Genomic DNA, 16,857 nt, shown 5'->3' with positions numbered 1-16,857 from the left:
AGCCCGATGGGGCGACTATTTGTCGCCCTTTTCCAAGTTCTGTTTCAAGGACATCAGTGCTGCAAACGGAGAATCCGGATCCAACGGCTTGTCTTTGCGAGGAGCAGGCTTGCCTTGCTGGCCGCGGTTCTGGTCTTTGCTAAAGCCACGGCCTTTACCGCCAGGCTTACCAGGATTGCGACGCTGCTGAGCGTTGTTGCTGCGAGGACCGCCACGACGTTCGTTGCCACTGCGTGTATTGCGCTGACGTTCGTTGTTGTTGCGACGTCCACCGAAACGACCCGGGCGCCAGATTTCAACAGTAACTGTTTCCATCTCTGGCTCGGCAGCTTCTTCTTCAGAAGCTTCAGCAGGTGCTGTTTCTTCTACTGGTTCAGCTGGGGTCTCTTCGGTTGCAGGTTCTTCTGCTACCGGTGCTGCAGTTTCGCCTTCAACCTGTTCCGCTTCCGCACCTTCAGGTGTTTCAACTGGAGCTTCAGGCTTTTTGGCGACAGGGCGCTGTTCTTCGCGTGTTTCCAGACGGTAACCGAGAGACTTCAGGATGTTTGTGAAGTCTTCGCCTGCACAGCCGAGCAGGGAGGTCATGGAAACAGTGACGGTGAATGCGCCGCCTTCTGTCAGTGCACCTTCTGGGGGTTCCACACCCTCTTCCAGAGGTTTCCAGGCTACCAGCGGACGGATGATGTCTGCCAGGCGCTCCAGAATATCGACGCGTACAGCACGTGGACCACAAACGCGGAAGCCTACGACGCGATACAGTGCGCCTTCGATCTCCGGATCTACTGGAACGGACGTACGGCCAGATGCGGACAGCTGAGGAAGTTCAGTCAGGCCTTTGATCTCGCCTTTGCCTTCTTTCAGCGCCCAGAGCTGTGCGAGCAGCTGGCTTGGTGCTGGTTTCAGAAGAGCAGGGACATAGATGTGATAGGCGCCAAAGCGAACACCGAGCTTGCGGAGTGAGCCGCGCATCTGCTGGTCGAGCTGACGGATGTCATCTGAAATTTCCTGACGCTCAAGGATACCAAGGCTCTCGGTCAGGCGGTATGCCACGCCACGAGCGATGCCTTCGATCTCTTCGCCCTGTTCCAGGTCGAAAAGCGGCTTCAGGAGTGTTTCGATGTGTGTCTTGATCCATAGATCAAGGCGCTCCTGCACCATATCGCGTGCAGGTCCCGTCAACTGCTCATCAGCAAGAATGATCAGGGATGGGCGCAGGGTCTGTTCACCAGCTATCAGGCGGGCGATAGATTCACCCTGCCATCTTAATGTGCCGTCTGCGGAGAGGATGAACTCTTCGTTGGGCGCGCGGGATAACCGTTCTGCACGGTTTTCAATCTCGCTAGCTAGTGCTTTTTGGGCCGCAGCACGGACAGCTTTTTCTTCCTGTCCTTCTGCCGTTGCATCCGGAGCAAAGCGGAAGCCGTGAAGCTGGCCAATGTGCTGTCCTTCTACAAGGACATCTCCGGTTGCGGTGATCTCCGCTTCGAGCATTTTGTTCTCTCTCAGACGTCGCATCAATACGCTGGTTCGCCGATCCACAAACCGCTGTGTAAGCCGTTCGTGAAGGGCATCTGATAATCGATCTTCTATGCCGCGCGTCACTTCCTGCCAATGAGCAGGGTCGTTCAGCCAGTCGGCACGGTTTGCCACAAAGGTCCACGTACGGATATGTGCTATCCGGTTCGCCAGTGTGTCTATATCCCCATCGGTTTTGTCTGCCAGTTTTATCTGACTGTTAAACCAATCATCCGGAATGGCTCCATCCCGGATCAGATGGGAATAAATCCCTGTTACGAGATCTGCATGGTTTGCCGGAGCTATCTTGCGATAGTCTGGAACCTGACAGGTATCCCACAGTAATGAAACTCTTTCTTGCGTCGTCGCGAGGGAAAGAATGTCCCTGTCACGATTGGCAAGTTCGAGAACACCGATATCCTCCGCCGGAGGGGCTTTGGTCAAGCCCTCTTCTCGCGGAGAATGCTCCAAACTGCGCAAAAGTGCGCGAATCGAGGAAAAATCGAGATTTGGGTTGCGCCATTGCAGCACTTTGAGGGGCTCAAACTCGTGAGATTCGAGTTGATAGACAAGTTCGTCGTCAAAACCGGGGACCCGGCCCGTTACACCAAAAGTACCATCTCGCAGGTGTCGGCCTGCTCGTCCGGCGATCTGGCCGGTCTCTGACGGGGTCAACTGGCGGTACTGATAGCCATCAAACTTGCGGTGCCCGGCAAACGCGATGTGGTCTACATCCAGGTTCAGACCCATACCTACAGCGTCGGTGGCAATGAGCCAGTCAACGTCGCCGTTCTGGAACAGGTCAACCTGTGCATTGCGCGTTCTTGGAGAAAGGGAGCCGAGGACAACTGCTGCACCGCCGCGCTGACGGCGGATGAGTTCTGCGATGGCGTACACTTCATCGGAAGAGAAGGCGACGATTGCAGAGCGACGCGGGAGGCGGGTGATCTTTTTAGACCCTGCGTATGTCAGAATGGACATGCGCGGTCGCGTGATCACATTCAGACCCGGCATCAGCTTTTCGAGCAGGGGGCGTATTGTCGAGGAGCCAAGCAGCAGAGTTTCCTCTCTGCCACGCAAATGCAGGATGCGGTCGGTGAAGACATGGCCACGTTCCAGATCGCCAGCCAGCTGCACTTCATCAATGGCGACGAAGTCCACGTCGAGATCTTTTGGCATTGCCTCTACAGTAGAAACCCAGAAGCGTGGGTTCTTCGGGATGATCTTTTCTTCACCTGTAATCAGCGCGACAAGATCTGGTCCCTTCTTCTCTACAAGACGCCCGTAGACTTCTCTGGCCAGCAGACGGAGTGGTAATCCGATAAGGCCAGACGAGTATGCGCTCATCCGCTCGATAGCCAGATGCGTCTTACCAGTATTCGTTGGCCCCAAAATCGCAGTGACAGACCGTGATCTTGTTGTTCGGTGCAGCGTGTTCTTGTTCATCTAGAAGTGCAATTCCGTAGTCTATGGCCAAACGTATCTCGGTACCCAATTCTTCGGCTGGGATACTGAAAATGCCCGTGCGGTGCCTCACCCAATGAAGTGGCATTTATATGGCAGAGAAAATCGCTGTAAAGCTCTGGAATGAATAAAGACGAAAAATGCTGATGATGAGTGCTGGAATGAAGTTTCAGTTTCATACCGGTATAAAAGGGTTTTTTGCGTATACGTGATTATCTGCCTGCTGGTTTCGCTGAATAAGATGCATGACTATAACGTGCAGTATATGCCGTTTTGGGTAGGTTACATCGTGTTAAATGGTTACAAGAAGCCTGAAGTTTTGCGGGTTATGTGTAACACATTCGCCATTGTTACTAGCCGATTTCATTAGTAAATGTCTTGTATTAGCATAAATTTTGCCAGTTCTAATTGCCCCCAGACATGCCGCGGATAAGTGTTGGATGAGGCTTGTTGCCACTTCTGTTTTAACCAGTGAGTTTCATCGGGGAGGAGTTATCCCCGCTTTCCCCTCAGCCGTATCGTTAAGTTTTTTGCATCTATGTAGAATGAAAAGAAACACGGAATCTAACTGGGATACCTTGCTAATTGCTGGAATATTTTTCCTATATTACATACGCATCCGTATTGGTGGGTGCGCAATCTAAGGTTAACGTTTTATTAACCCGCTCCTAACAATAGCTTTTTCCAAAGAAATACTAATTCGATCTTTAAGTTTAAAGTTTTTCCTTCAGAGCTTTTCGAAAAAGACATAGTGCAATTTAACAATGTCAATATATATGGACGTAATTCTATTGGTATAGAAGTTAAATTGAATAGATTTCTTTCCCAATATGAAAACAATGAGCCTCGAATAGAAGATGGGTGATAGATACACCTTCTATATTGAGTGGATATTGCGTAGAGTAAGGTTGTTGGAGGCATAATATGTAGGGGTGTATAAAATGAATCCGTTGACTGCTGCACTAGAATTTGTTGAATCTATTAATAATGAAGAAACATCCGAAGGTGTTTCTAAGCGCATTGCTGAACTTGGCCAGTCTTTTGGCTTTACAAGCTTCTGTCTCGCTGCGATCCCCGAAGCTGGCGCATCCTTTGATGGGTCTATTATGTTGAGTGGTTGGCGCCCTGAGTGGCAACAACGTTATCTCGACCGTGATTACGTACAAAACGATCCGATTGTTGCGAAGGCGCGCACCGCAAGTCGCCCATTCTTATGGTCAAGCGTTGCTCGTGATCGCAATATTACTGCCGCTGCACAGCAAGTTCTGTCTGAAGCGCGTGACTATGGAATGTACGACGGCGTCTGCGTGCCAGTGCATGGCCTTCAAGGATATCAAGGCATGTTGATCTTTGGTGGGCCGGAAGTACGTCTGAATGAACGCGAAATCAGTGTTCTTCATCTCGTTGGCATTTATTCGAGCAATAAGGTGCGGGAGTTGATTGGTGCTAATACCAGTCGTCCTCGCCATCGCCTTACGCCTCGGGAACTTGAATGCCTGAAATGGTCTGCTGCTGGTAAGACAAGTTGGGAGATTAGTCAGATCCTGAGTATCTCTCAGCATACGGCAGATTGGTACCTAGCTTCCGCTGCCAGAAAACTGCATGCTGCAAACAGAACACATGCGGTGGCCGAGGGTTTCCGGCTAGGCCTAATTCGTTAAGCCAAAATGACACCTATCTATGCTCTCGGCAGGGTTCGTATCGCGAATCCTGCTGTTTGCACATGAGCGATCGGATAAAAGTTGCACCTTTAGTCGTAAAAGTAGAAAATTTTCTGTGAGATATATTATAGAAGTCAAAATTTACGGTGTTTGTGTATATATTTTTACGTGTTTAGTTTTTCTCAATTGTACGATAAATTCCTTAGAATTTCCCCGTTTCTTAATGTTTTGTGACCCGCTAAATATAGTAATGGCTCAAGTGACTATAAATTAATCTTTCCATAGAGGGATTTGCTCGACTATAAAGCCCCAAAATACATAGAGACTGGGGGACCTACTTTGGCTATTCAACGAATATTGGTTGCTAACCGCTCAGAGATTGCAATTCGAGTTTTTCGAGCTGCGAACGAACTTGGTCTCCAGACAGTTGCTGTCTTTGCCGAAGAAGACAAGCTAGCTCTGCATCGCTTTAAGGCTGATGAAGCATATCAGGTTGGTAAAGGCCTGGGCCCAATTGAGGCCTACTTGTCTATCGACGAGATTATCCGCGTCGCGAAAGAGCAGCGCGTTGATGCAATCCATCCGGGTTATGGTTTCCTTTCCGAAAGTCCAGAGTTTGCTGAGGCATGCGCTGAGAGCGGCATTATCTTTATCGGCCCATCGCCAGATACAATGCGCCGCTTGGGTAACAAAGTAGCTGCGCGTGAACTGGCGATTAAAGCTGGTGTTCCTGTCATGCCTGCGACGGATCCGCTTCCTGAAGACATGGAAGAAGTGAAGCGTCTTGCTTTGCAGATCGGCTATCCGGTGATGCTCAAGGCATCATGGGGCGGTGGTGGCCGCGGCATGCGTGTTATTCGTGATGAAGAGACGCTTCTTCGCGAAGTTGTCGAAGCGAAACGTGAAGCGAGAGCTGCCTTCGGTAAGGATGAGGTTTACCTCGAGAAGCTTGTTGAGCGCGCCCGTCACGTTGAAGTTCAGATCCTTGGTGATCAGCATGGCAATCTCGTACATCTGTTTGAACGCGATTGTTCTATTCAGCGCCGCCATCAAAAAGTGGTTGAGCGTGCGCCTGCACCATATCTTGATGAAGAAAAACGTCGCGAGCTTTGCGAATACGGTCTGAAAATTGGCCGTGAAGTGGATTATTGCGGTGCGGGCACCGTTGAGTTCCTGATGGATGCGGATACCGGCAAGGTTTACTTCATTGAAGTGAACCCACGTATTCAGGTAGAGCATACCGTTACTGAAGAAGTTACCGGCATTGATGTGGTTCGCGCGCAGATCCGCATTGCAGAAGGTGGCCGCATTGGTGATAAAACGGTTACCGGTGTTCCTGAGCAGAACGCGATTGAGTTGAATGGTCATGCGCTTCAGTGTCGTATTACGACGGAAGATCCTGAGCACAACTTCATTCCAGATTATGGTCGCCTGAGCGCTTATCGTGGTGCGACCGGATTTGGTATCCGTCTTGATGGTGGCACGGCTTATGCCGGTGCGGTGATCACCCGCTTCTATGATCCACTGCTTGAGAAAGTGACTGCCTGGGCACCAACACCAGAGGAAGTATGCGCACGTATGGATCGTGCACTGCGCGAATTCCGTATTCGCGGCGTTGCGACCAACCTGACTTTCCTTGAGCGGATCATTGGGCATGCGTCCTTCCAAAACAATTCTTATACAACGCGCTTTATTGATGACACGCCTGAGCTGTTTGAGAACATTAAAACAGCTGACCGTGCGACGAAACTACTGAACTACATTGCTGATGTCACTGTAAACGGCCACCCTGAAACAAAGGGACGTCCGAAACCACCAGCTGATGCACCGGCACCTGTGGCGCCGAAGTTCAAGCTGCCAGTAATGGATGGGACGCGTCAGAAGCTGGAGCAACTTGGCCCTAAAGAGTTTGCCAAGTGGGTAAAAGCTCAGCCGCAAGTGTTGGTTACCGACACGACGATGCGTGATGCGCACCAATCTTTGCTTGCTACACGCATGCGTACCTACGATTTGGCGCAGGTTGCTGATAGTTATGCGCAGGGTTTGCCTGAGCTGTTCTCTCTGGAATGCTGGGGTGGCGCGACCTTTGATGTGTCCATGCGCTTCCTAACTGAAGATCCGTGGGAGCGTCTGCGTCTTGTCCGCGAGAAAGCACCTAACCTGCTAATGCAGATGTTGCTTCGCGGATCCAACGGTGTGGGTTACGCGAACTATCCAGATAACGTTGTTCAGCATTTCGTGCGTCAGGCTGCAGAGTCTGGTGTTGATGTGTTCCGTGTGTTTGACTGCCTCAACTGGGTTGAGAACATGCGTGTGTCTCTGGATGCCGTTCAGGAGCAAGGCAAGCTGTGCGAAGCAGCGCTTTGCTACACTGGCGACATTTTGAACAGCGCACGTCCGAAGTATGATCTGAAGTACTACGTCAACCTAGCGAAAGAGCTTGAAACTGCGGGTGCGCATATTCTTGGTATTAAGGATATGGGCGGTGTGTTGAAGCCGCAGGCTGCGAAGGTTCTGATTAAGGCGCTGAAAGATGAGATCGACATTCCGATCCACTTCCACACCCATGACACCTCCGGTATTGCAGCCTCTACAGTTTTGGCAGCTGTTGAGAGCGGTGCTGACATTGTTGATCTGGCGATGGATTCTCTATCAGGTCTGACATCTCAGCCGTGTATGGGCTCTGTTGTTGAAGCTCTGAAGGGAACGTCTCGCGATAGCGGTCTGGACACAGATCGTATTCAGCAGATTTCCTTCTACTGGGAAGCAGTTCGTACTCAGTATCGTGCATTTGAGAGTGATCTGCGCTTTGGGGCTTCTGAAGTTTATCTGCATGAGATGCCTGGTGGTCAGTTCACCAACCTGAAAGAACAGGCGCGTTCGCTTGGTCTTGAGATGCGTTGGCACGAAGTGGCGAAAGCCTATGCGGACGTGAACATGATGTTTGGTGACATCGTAAAGGTGACGCCAAGTTCCAAAGTTGTCGGTGACATGGCGGTGATGATGGTGTCTCAGGGTATTACACCGGAAGATGTTATTGACCCGAACAAGGAAGTCTCTTTCCCAGAATCCGTTGTCAACATGATGCATGGTGACCTTGGTATTCCTCCGGGCGGCTGGCCTGTTGAGTTGCAGAAGAAAGTTCTGAAGGGGCAAGAGCCGATTACGGTTCGTCCAGGTTCTTTGCTTGAAGCTGAGGACATGGATGCCAAGCGTAGTGAGCTGACAGGTATTCTGGGTCGCAAAGGTTCTGAGCAAGAGCTGTCCTCTATGCTCATGTATCCGAAGGTTTACACTGAGTTTGCCAAGGCTCAGGACAAATATGGTCCGACCAGCGTGCTTCCAACGCCAACCTACTTCTATGGTTTGAAGGTTGGTGATGAGATTATGGCAGAGCTGGAGCCGGGTAAGACAATGGTTATCTCTTGTCTTGCGATTGGTGAAACTGATGAGCACGGTGAAAAGCGTGTGTTCTTTGAACTGAACGGTCAGCCTCGGAACATCCGTATTATCGACCGCACTCATAGTGCTGCAAACACACCTGCGCGTCGTAAAGTTGATGACGACAATGAGCTTCAGATTGGTGCACCAGTACCGGGCGTTATCTCCACGCTAGCTGTGAAAGCTGGTCAGGCTGTGAAAGCTGGTGATCTGCTTGTCTCCATTGAGGCAATGAAGATGGAAACATCTGTTCATGCCGAGCGTGACGGTGAGATCAGCGAAGTCTGTGTGGCTCCGGGTGATCAGCTTGATGCGAAGGATCTGATTGTTACCTTTAAGGGATAAGCCCTGAAGGTATTTACTAGTTTGGATTAACCAGCAATGCGTTTGGTGCATGAGCACTATGCATTGCTGGTTTTTTCGTTTTAGTGACGAAAATATATATAATTATCAGAATGTTATGTGTTTTCGATTGCGATGCGTGACGTTAGGTATTGCTACGTTCCGTAGTAGTGCGGTTGTTCCTGTCTGTGTCCTTCTGTACTCAGCGCTCCAACTAATTCAACAATGTGTTTCCCAATTTCTGATCTTTAGGAACTGCCTTCCTACCAGGCCAGAGTTGGGTTTTTTATTGAGGGTGCAACCGTGCAAACTAAAACAGGAAACCCAGCAGTTATCGGCCTTGCTGGATTTGGTATGACGACTTTTGTTCTGCAAATGGTGAACATTGGTCTTCTGGAAAACATGGGCCCAGTGCTCTGGCTTGGCGTTTTTGTTGGTGGTCTTGCGCAGTTGGTTGCTGGTTTCCAGACAGGAAAGACCGGCAATAACTTCGGTTACAGCGCTTTCACCATTTACGGTGCATTCTGGCTGGCGTTTGCAGGCATCCTTGTTGGCAACAAACTGAGCTTTTATACATCTTCCCATTCTGACATCGGCTTCTTCTTGCTGCCATTCACCATCTATACCGGCATCATGTTCTACGGCGCGTTGCACATTCACACTGCAGAAGCTTCCATCTTCGGCAGCCTGCTGCTCGGTTTCATTCTGTTGGTTCTGGGCCATTTCGGTCCGGCGTTCTTCAACGTGATTGCTGGTTACGTGCTGATCCTGTGTTCATTTTGCGCTTGGTACGTTATGGCGCACATCATCTACAAAGATGTTTGTGGTCGTGATGTTTTGCCAGTTGGCTCGCCAATCCTGCAGCCGGGAGAAAAGATGTCTGGCGCAGAGGCTGTTGCAGCTGAATAACTAGAGTGTAAACTTATATGAAAAGGCCCGGCAACGCCCGGGCCTTTTTGCTATTTAGCTGAGTGAGATGACCAGTGACTGGCGGGTTCGGATGCGTAGCCGATCCAGTTGTCCATGAAGTTTTCCAGCCAATGTAGAACTGCCGGGTCGTACACAAAGCGCTCGCGGAAGTGCTCGCCGCGCTTTTTGGCTCCAGGCAACACAAGACGACTTGCAGCGCGAGTGGTCCAGCGGCTCATCATGGCGTAGGTGAGTTCCGGGTGAAACTGGATGCCGAATGCATTATCGCCCACGCGGATCGCTTGATTTTTGTAGGTCGGGCTTGAGGCCAGAAGTTCGGCACCCGTGGGAAGAGAGAAACCTTCCCGGTGCCATTGATAGACCTGCTGTGGCCATTCCATGAGGTCAGTGCCAGACTGAGTTGCTTCCAGCGGATAATAGCCGATCTCAACCAATCCATCATCATGGCCTGTGACTTGGCCACCAAGGTTTTTGGAGAGCATTTGTGCACCAAGGCAGATGCCCAGGAAGGGTTTGTTTTCTTTGAGCGGAACGCTGACCCAGTCGATCTCTTGCTTCACGAAGTCATCGGTGTCATTGGCGCTCATTGGACCACCAAAAATGACAGAACCCGCGTGGTCAGCAAGAGTGTCCGGCAGTGGGTCGCCAAAACGAGGGCGGCGAATATCCAACTCGAACCCGCGTTTGACCAACTGCTGCCCGACGCGACCGGGATTTGATGTTTCCTGATGCAGCACCACCAGAACTTTGGCTGGGTGCTGATTATTCCGCTCTAACATTGTAAATCAAAACCTTCAGGTCGAAGAAGGGCTACTGCCACTTTGTCGCTTGGCCACTTTTTTCTTAAGCTTCATGCGGTCTCTGGAGGACACGCCTAATAGCTCGGCAACGCGCCAAATTGTGTTGTCTTCAAATTCATGGACGGACCCATCTGCGTAGACCATTTCCCAGAGAGCCTCGATGACTGTCAGACGCTGCTCGGGCTCCAGCTTGCGCTTGAGGACTGATGTGAAACCGTAGAGATCAACTGCATCCTCATCACGTACTTTGGCGAGGTCCATCAGCTCTTTTGTGTCTTCCTCATTCAGCTCATACTGCTGTTGTAAGACGCGTTTTAACTGGTCCAGCTCCTGCTGCTCAATCTCGCCATCTACAGCGATGATATGGAACATGAGCGCTGCGACCGCTAGCCGTTCATCGTCTTCAGAAAAGCGGCCTGCCTCTTCCTGCTCGTTTGACAAGTCTTTGAAGAACTTTTTCAGGGCGTCCAGCATTCATGTGCTCCGTGCAACTATTGGTTTTCTTGCACTTTTAAATAGTGCTTTTCTGTTGTGCTTAAAGATGATTCAGATCCGAATGGAATACTATTGATACGCAAAAACAATTACAAATGCCAAGGAAAAGGACAGAAATACGCCAATTTGAAGCCACGTGATACTGCGACAATTGGGAGCAAATATGATAGAACGCAATGGTTGAGGATAGGTTGTGCTTTTGTTCTGGGTCTTGAAAGGCTTTAACCAATCATAATTTAGACGTTTTCTACGGGCTTTTTGCCCTGTATTTGTTGAGTACAAGCTGCTTACATGAGAGTCCTTTTTCGGGCCTCACGAAATCGTCCACTAGGATACTAAGACTAAATGAAACGCTCTCTTCTTATTTTTGGAGCTCTTGCCGCTCTTGTGGTTTGTGGTCTGGTGCTTGCACCGCTTCTCGTTCCGCAGAAACAGCTGAAAGCCCAAATTGCAGAGTCTTTTGAGACAGCAACCGGATGGAAGTTGCGTCTTGATGGGCGTACGAGTGTGGATCTGTTTCCGACACTGGCGATTGAAGTTGACAATGTTGGCGTTGCAGGTGTTGCGCGAGCTGACGGGATTGAGTTTGCACGGGTTGAGAAAGCCCGGTTCGAATTGAACTCTCTGCGTTTGCTGACTGGTGGCAATATCATCCGCAACATTGAGCTTGTTCAGCCAAAGTGGACGCTAGAATTTGATCAGAAAGGCGGTGCCTCCTGGCAGCCACAGCTTTCTGAGGGTGCGAAAGGGGAGGCCTCTCTGGTTGCTGCAAATATTGCTGGCCGCGTTGCTTCCTTTATGCAGCAGTTGGATCTGGATTCTGTTAGCATTCAAAAAGGTGTGGTTTCCTATAGCGAGCCTGAGCAAGAAGCTCCGCTGGTTCTTTCTGAGATTGATCTCGTGCTTAACTTTGAGCATGGCGGTGATGGCCTTACGGCGGAAGGTGCGTTTAATCAGAGTGACGAGCGTTACATTGTTGGTGGACGCGTTGGATCAGTTACCGCACTGAGCGAGGCTCGCGCGACGTCTATTGAGGCTCATGTAACTGGACCTGCTCAAGAGAAAGTTGGTTTTAATGGCCAATTTGCCTTTGGCGCGCGGCCTGTTGGTACCCTGCAAGTTTCTGTTGAGCTGCCAAGTCTAGCTGCTGTTGCTGCTCAACAGGATGCGAACTTGTCAGAAGGTGTTGGCAGCGGTGCTCTGACAAGTGAGCTGCAGTTCCGCCAACGTGGTGTTCGTACAAAAGGCCTTTCCATCACAGCAGGTTCTGTTGGCTTTGGCGGCAACATTGCGCTGAATTACCTTGAAGACGGTTATGAGTTGAAGGGGCAGGTCAGCGGACAGTCATTGAATTTTGAGCAGCTTCTGCGCTTGGTTGGGCTGGATGTTCCTGCATCCGGTTTTGCTAATGTAGATGCTTCGTTCTACGGCGTTGGTCAATCCTACGATGAGTTGGTTGCTGCACTGGAAGTTGATGGTGGTGCAATCCTACGGAAGGGGCGTGTCGCGGATATTCGACTGCCAAATATGCTGGCGGTTGAAGGGCGTGACGAAGCTCTCGATGACATGGATCTTACGTTTGCCTTCTCCGGCCTATCACAACCGTTGCAGCTGCAAGGCACTGCGCGCTGGCATGGTGAGCCGATTGTTTTGCAAGGTGGCCTCCGTTCTGATGCGAATATCGATCTTGCGTTCTCCAGTGAGATGTTCTCCGGGAGTTTGACTGGTCCGTATTCTTTGCGTGATGGTTTTGACGGGATCTTTGCTTTCCAGACGGATGACTTCAGTAATTTTGCCCGTTGGTATGGCCGACCTCTGCCTCGCTATCTGCGTGGTCAGAAGCTGGAGCTTTCTGGCCAGTTTGAAGCAGATGACAGTGGTGTTGCCTTTGAAAATGCGCGGTTTGTACTGGATGATACAAGCCTCAAAGGAACCGGTCGTCTGGATACAGGCGAAGTTCCCAAACTCAGCGGAGAGCTGGAAGTTGCGTACGCGTCTTTCGACAAGATGTTCTCTCGCAGTGATGAGAAGAATGCAAAGGGCGAAGGCGCTTATGATTTCTCTGTCCTGCGTAGCTTTGATCTGGACCTGGCGCTTTCCATTCAGGACCTGAAGCTCGGTGCGCTTCGTGGGCAGAATGCAGAGCTGAAAGCCGCGCTGTCTGATGGCCGACTGGCTTTGGATGTTGCACGTGTTGGTCTTTATCAGGGTGAGGGTGCTGGCAAGCTTCTTTTAAACGGTGCAACGGTTAAACCGGGCGTCTCTGCTGAGTTTTCGCTGAAAGGTATTGATGCAGCTCCATTCCTTGCTTCACTTGGAGATATGCCGCGTGTTGATGGCAATCTGTATGCAGAAATGGATGTGAGCACCTCCGGTAAGACGCCTAGTGATCTCTGGGTCAATATGGGCGGTGCACTCAGCTTCCAGCTCGGCAATGGCATGTTGCATGAACTGGATGTGGATCGGCTGGTTGCTTCTGTCGAAGGCAAAGGCATTACAGGTTGGCCGTTTACTGACAGTGATCAGACTGAGTTTTCCAGCTGGGGTGCAGATGTGATCTTTGATCAGGGCACTGCAGAGTTTCAAGCACTGACGTTGCAGAGCAAAACTGCGCTGATTGAAGGGCGTGGTGCGATCAACATCAAAGATGGTGAGGTGCTCTGGTATTTGCAGCCAAGCCTGCTGGACCAATCCAAGTTAGATGATGAGGCAACTGCAACAACGCAGACTGCGGATATGGCACCGTTGAAGATCCGTGGATCGATCAACCTGCCGAGCTTTGAGCCTGTCGGCATTCAGGAATATGCGAGTGCTTCCTTTGGTGATGTGAAGCAGACACAAAAGCTTTCTGAGAAGTTGGCGAAGGACCTGGAAACTGCAAAGACAGTTGAAGAAGCGCAGCGTTTGCGTGCTGCTGCTGCAAAGGATGCGGCTGTTGCTTCACCTGAAACTGCGGAGAATGCGGCAGCCGAACCAGCCGTTCTTGCTCAGTCTGCTGCGGAAGATAGTGATGTGACTACAGCTTCGGCTGGGGATGGGGATCTACCTCCTCTTGCCGAAGGAGCCGTCGCGAACACTGATACTTCCAAGATTGTCATGCCTGTAGCCAAGCCGGGTGAGGCGCCATTGCCTGTGGTTGCGGCTACAACACCGAAGAAGTCACGGGTGATCGCTGCGCCCAAGCGTGATTTGAAACGACGTGATGTGGTGCCGCGTGGGCCGGGGAATGTGAATGTGGAAGCCGTTGCAGATGGAACAGCGGATACGGATGCAACGTTGACCTCTCTGGAGGAGGCATTTGGGATGCCCGCTGGTTTCCTGACTGACTGACCGGCGTACAAGCAAATTAAAAAGCCCGGAGCGGGGAATGCTCCGGGCTTTTTTGTTTTTAGATGAAGTCTATCTCGTTGCTGAGTGGCATCTGTCTGATGCGCTTGCCCGTTGCTGCGAAGATCGCATTTGCTAAAGCTGGCGCTGATGGCGGTGTGCCGGGTTCGCCTGCGCCGCCCATGCGTGGAGAGTTCTCCAGCAGCTCAATGGTGATTTTGGGGGCTTGATACATGCGCATGGCATCGAACGTGTCGAAGTTTGCTTGTTCGACCTCGCCATCAACCCACGTGATTTCCTGTCCCAGCGCCTGACTGAGCCCGAAGTTGATACCGGACATGATTTGATCCTTGAATATACCCGGATCAAGAACGATGCCCGGATCGGCAACGGCCCAGACTTCCTCAATGGTGACAGTGTTGTCGGTGACGTCTACCTGAACCACTTGTGCGGTCCACGTTCCGAAAGACAGAACGTGGGCGATGCCACGGCCTTTGCCTGCGGGTAGCGGTGTACCCCAGCCGGACATTTCTGCGACGTGCTTCAAGGCTTCCCGTGCTGGTCGGAATTCATCGCTGGTTAGATGAGCCAAGCGGAACTCAAGTGGATCTTTGCCAGCTTTGTGCGCTGCCTCATCCATAAAGCTCTCATGGAAGAAACCGTTGACTGAATTGCCGACTGAGCGCCAGAAACCAATAGGCACCTGAAGATCTGCCACGTGAGCCTGACAGCGGATGTTTTCAACATCCAGCGGCTGATTGAAGGCGCCATCGAGTACTGTGTTGTCTGGACCTGCAGGGCTGATACCCGGGAAGATCCGCGGCATAACGCTCTGGATGATGGATGGGGAGGCCACCTGCATGTCCATGGTCTTCAACGTGCCATCCGGTGTTACCTGACCTTTGAACTGGCCAATCGCCATTGGACGGTAGGTGTCGTGTTGCGTGTCTTCTTCGCGCGTCCAAGTCACTTTTACTGGATTTGGTGCGGTTGTTTTGGCGATGACAGCAGCATAAAGCGCAAAGTCGACTTCCAGACGACGTCCGAAGCCTCCACCGAGACAGGTGGTGGTGACGTCGATATCCGCACTGTCCATGTCGAAATGGCTGGAGACAACAGACTGAATGAGGCCGGGGGCCTGTGTTCCAGTCCAGACACGGATCGTGCTTTCGTCGTGCTGGGCTGTCGCGTTCATTGGCTCCATGGTGGCGTGGGCCAGGAATGGGACACGGTATTGCGCTGATACGGCTTCACTTTCCGGAATAGATGTAAAGACCTCTGCATCAGACCCGGTGCCACCCAACTCGAATGTGGCTTCTTGCGTCAGTGCGCTTTCAAGGGCGGACCACATCTGATCGGAGTTTTGAAGGGAGAGTGGATCGTCCCACTCGATCTGCAAGGCTTCAGCACCTTTGAACGCTGCCCAGGTGTTGTCAGCCACAACACCCAGACCTTCACCCGTGATTGTTCTGATTTCGACAACGTCTTTAACGCCGGGAATGGCGAGTGTTGCGGTCTTGTCGTAGCTCTTGAGGCTGACACCTTTGCGCGGGGCCATTTTTACGGTGCCGTAAAGTATGTTTGGCAGTTGTACGTCGATGCTGAAAATGCGGCCTCCGGTGACTTTGTCTTTCAGCTCAACACGCTTTTGCGATTTGCCGAGGATCTTCCAGTCACTGGCTTTCTTAAGCTTCATCTCGCTTGGAGGTGAGACCGCAACGGCTTTGCTTGCCAGCTCTCCATAAGTGACGGACTTGCCGGAAGCTTTGTCTGTGATGGTGCCATCTGCAAGTGTGAGGTTATCTTCTGAGGTGCCGAAGTGTTCTGCTGCTGCTTTCAGTAGAACGAACTTTGCGGCATATCCGGCTTCGCGCATCTTCACGAAGGCATCCGTCGTGGAGGAGGAGCCGCCCGTCATGTTCAGACCAAGGAACTTGGCGACGATTTTCATAGAGCCGCGCGCAAGTTCAGCCAAGACACTTTCATCATAGAACGGGAAGGGTGTAGATTCTTCCAGCATTGCTGCATTGAAGTAAGCCGGGCTGGATGGGCCGTGCTCGACAACCACCTGTTCCAGTGGGACTTCCAGCTCTTCGGCGACCAGAGCTGCCAGTGTTGTGTGGACGCCCTGACCCATCTCAGCACGTGGGGCGATGATAGTGATGGTGTTGTCTTCATCAATCATCACATAAGGATTGAAGGGCGTTTCTCCCTCAGCCTTCTTGGCATCCAACGGGTTTGCGTAGGGCTTCTGGTAAAAATAGAAGCCCACGGCAAGGCCACCGGCGGCTGCAACGCCAAGGCCGAGAAAGGCACGGCGGGTGTACTTTCCCAATCGGCTCATCTTCAAGCTCCCAGCGTTTGTGCTGCGTCTTTGATCGCGGCTTTGATTTTCGGATAAGTGCCACAGCGACACAGGTTGGTCATGGCATCGCTGATATCTTCATCTGTCGGGTCTGGATTTTCTTCCAACAGAGCGACAGCAGCCATGATCTGACCGGATTGGCAGTAACCGCATTGAGGGACGGAGTGTTTCATCCATGCTTGCTGAACAGCATGCAGCTCATCGCCTTGGGAAATGCCTTCGATGGTGGTGATCTCACCTTCGACTTCTCCAACAGGCTGAGAGCAAGAGCGCACGGCCTCCCCATCAATCAAAACAGTGCATGCACCGCAAGCTGCGATGCCGCATCCGAATTTAGGGCCTTTGATATCCATTATGTCCCGAAGCGCCCACAGAAGTGGCATTTCCGGGTCGGCTTCAATCTCTTGTTTTTGACCATTCACGGTCAGAGGTATTTTCGGGTACATTTGTTTGGCGATCCCGTAAATTTATAGTTAGGAGACTTTTGTTCTCTTAACTTATGGTCTGACGGATGTTT

Annotated in this window: 9 protein-coding genes; 4 read left to right on the top strand and 5 right to left on the bottom strand. The window is 51.4% G+C overall.

What is annotated here, in order from left to right:
* Window positions 1–15: 15 nt before the first annotated feature.
* Window positions 16–2,961, bottom strand: a complete 2,946-nt coding sequence (locus tag PsAD37_RS26365; protein ID WP_063298608.1) for a helicase-related protein — start codon at window positions 2,959–2,961, stop codon at window positions 16–18.
* A 959-nt stretch (window positions 2,962–3,920) separates the two neighbouring features.
* On the opposite strand from PsAD37_RS26365, the gene PsAD37_RS26360 reads away from it, so the two are divergent.
* The 3 genes from PsAD37_RS26360 to PsAD37_RS26350 all read left to right on the top strand — a co-directional run bounded on the left by PsAD37_RS26360 (window position 3,921) and on the right by PsAD37_RS26350 (window position 9,332).
* Window positions 3,921–4,640: a LuxR family transcriptional regulator gene (locus PsAD37_RS26360; protein ID WP_057461895.1), complete on the top strand. Its 720-nt coding sequence runs from the start codon at window positions 3,921–3,923 to the stop codon at window positions 4,638–4,640.
* A 339-nt stretch (window positions 4,641–4,979) separates the two neighbouring features.
* Window positions 4,980–8,426: a pyruvate carboxylase gene (gene pyc / locus PsAD37_RS26355; protein ID WP_063298607.1), complete on the top strand. Its 3,447-nt coding sequence runs from the start codon at window positions 4,980–4,982 to the stop codon at window positions 8,424–8,426.
* A 300-nt stretch (window positions 8,427–8,726) separates the two neighbouring features.
* Entirely contained in the window at window positions 8,727–9,332 is a 606-nt protein-coding gene (locus PsAD37_RS26350) for an acetate uptake transporter family protein (RefSeq protein WP_063298606.1), read from the top strand.
* A gap of 50 nt (window positions 9,333–9,382) precedes the next feature.
* Here the strand turns inward: PsAD37_RS26350 and PsAD37_RS26345 are convergent, their stop codons facing one another.
* Window positions 9,383–10,132 carry a glutamine amidotransferase gene (locus PsAD37_RS26345; RefSeq protein ID WP_063298605.1) on the bottom strand — a complete coding sequence of 250 codons (750 nt, stop codon included), beginning with the start codon at window positions 10,130–10,132 and terminating at the stop codon, window positions 9,383–9,385.
* Window positions 10,133–10,147: 15 nt separating this feature from the next.
* The gene (locus PsAD37_RS26340; protein WP_063298604.1) at window positions 10,148–10,627 is read right to left on the bottom strand and encodes a TerB family tellurite resistance protein; all 480 of its coding nucleotides are present in this window, start codon (window positions 10,625–10,627) and stop codon (window positions 10,148–10,150) included.
* Between the two features lie 366 nt (window positions 10,628–10,993).
* Here PsAD37_RS26340 and PsAD37_RS26335 point away from each other — a divergent pair, with 366 nt between their 5' ends.
* Window positions 10,994–13,978 (top strand): AsmA family protein, encoded by a 2,985-nt coding sequence (locus PsAD37_RS26335; protein WP_063298603.1) that lies wholly within the window; start codon window positions 10,994–10,996, stop codon window positions 13,976–13,978.
* 58 nt (window positions 13,979–14,036) lie between these two features.
* Here PsAD37_RS26335 and PsAD37_RS26330 read toward each other — a convergent pair whose 3' ends face one another.
* Window positions 14,037–16,319: a molybdopterin cofactor-binding domain-containing protein gene (locus PsAD37_RS26330; RefSeq protein ID WP_063298602.1), complete on the bottom strand. Its 2,283-nt coding sequence runs from the start codon at window positions 16,317–16,319 to the stop codon at window positions 14,037–14,039.
* A 2-nt stretch (window positions 16,320–16,321) separates the two neighbouring features.
* A complete protein-coding gene (locus tag PsAD37_RS26325) occupies window positions 16,322–16,786 on the bottom strand; it encodes a (2Fe-2S)-binding protein (protein ID WP_082827038.1) in 465 nt (154 codons plus the stop codon).
* Window positions 16,787–16,857: the final 71 nt, after the last annotated feature.

The sequence above is a fragment of the Pseudovibrio sp. Ad37 genome (assembly GCF_001623075.1).
In the GTDB taxonomy this organism is placed as follows: domain Bacteria; phylum Pseudomonadota; class Alphaproteobacteria; order Rhizobiales; family Stappiaceae; genus Pseudovibrio.
Note: the sequence above shows the minus strand (reverse complement) of the source record. Positions and strands in the feature narration are given on the sequence as shown.

Bases quoted from the DNA above. Each gene is read 5' to 3' on its own strand.
- PsAD37_RS26335 (WP_063298603.1), top strand. From the start codon at position 10,994: ATGAAACGCTCTCTTCTTATTTTTGGAGCTCTTGCCGCTCTTGTGGTT.
- PsAD37_RS26345 (WP_063298605.1), bottom strand. From the start codon at position 10,132: ATGTTAGAGCGGAATAATCAGCACCCAGCCAAAGTTCTGGTGGTGCTG.
- PsAD37_RS26325 (WP_082827038.1), bottom strand. From the start codon at position 16,786: ATGTACCCGAAAATACCTCTGACCGTGAATGGTCAAAAACAAGAGATT.
- PsAD37_RS26360 (WP_057461895.1), top strand. From the start codon at position 3,921: ATGAATCCGTTGACTGCTGCACTAGAATTTGTTGAATCTATTAATAAT.
- PsAD37_RS26365 (WP_063298608.1), bottom strand. From the start codon at position 2,961: ATGAACAAGAACACGCTGCACCGAACAACAAGATCACGGTCTGTCACT.
- PsAD37_RS26340 (WP_063298604.1), bottom strand. From the start codon at position 10,627: ATGCTGGACGCCCTGAAAAAGTTCTTCAAAGACTTGTCAAACGAGCAG.
- PsAD37_RS26330 (WP_063298602.1), bottom strand. From the start codon at position 16,319: ATGAGCCGATTGGGAAAGTACACCCGCCGTGCCTTTCTCGGCCTTGGC.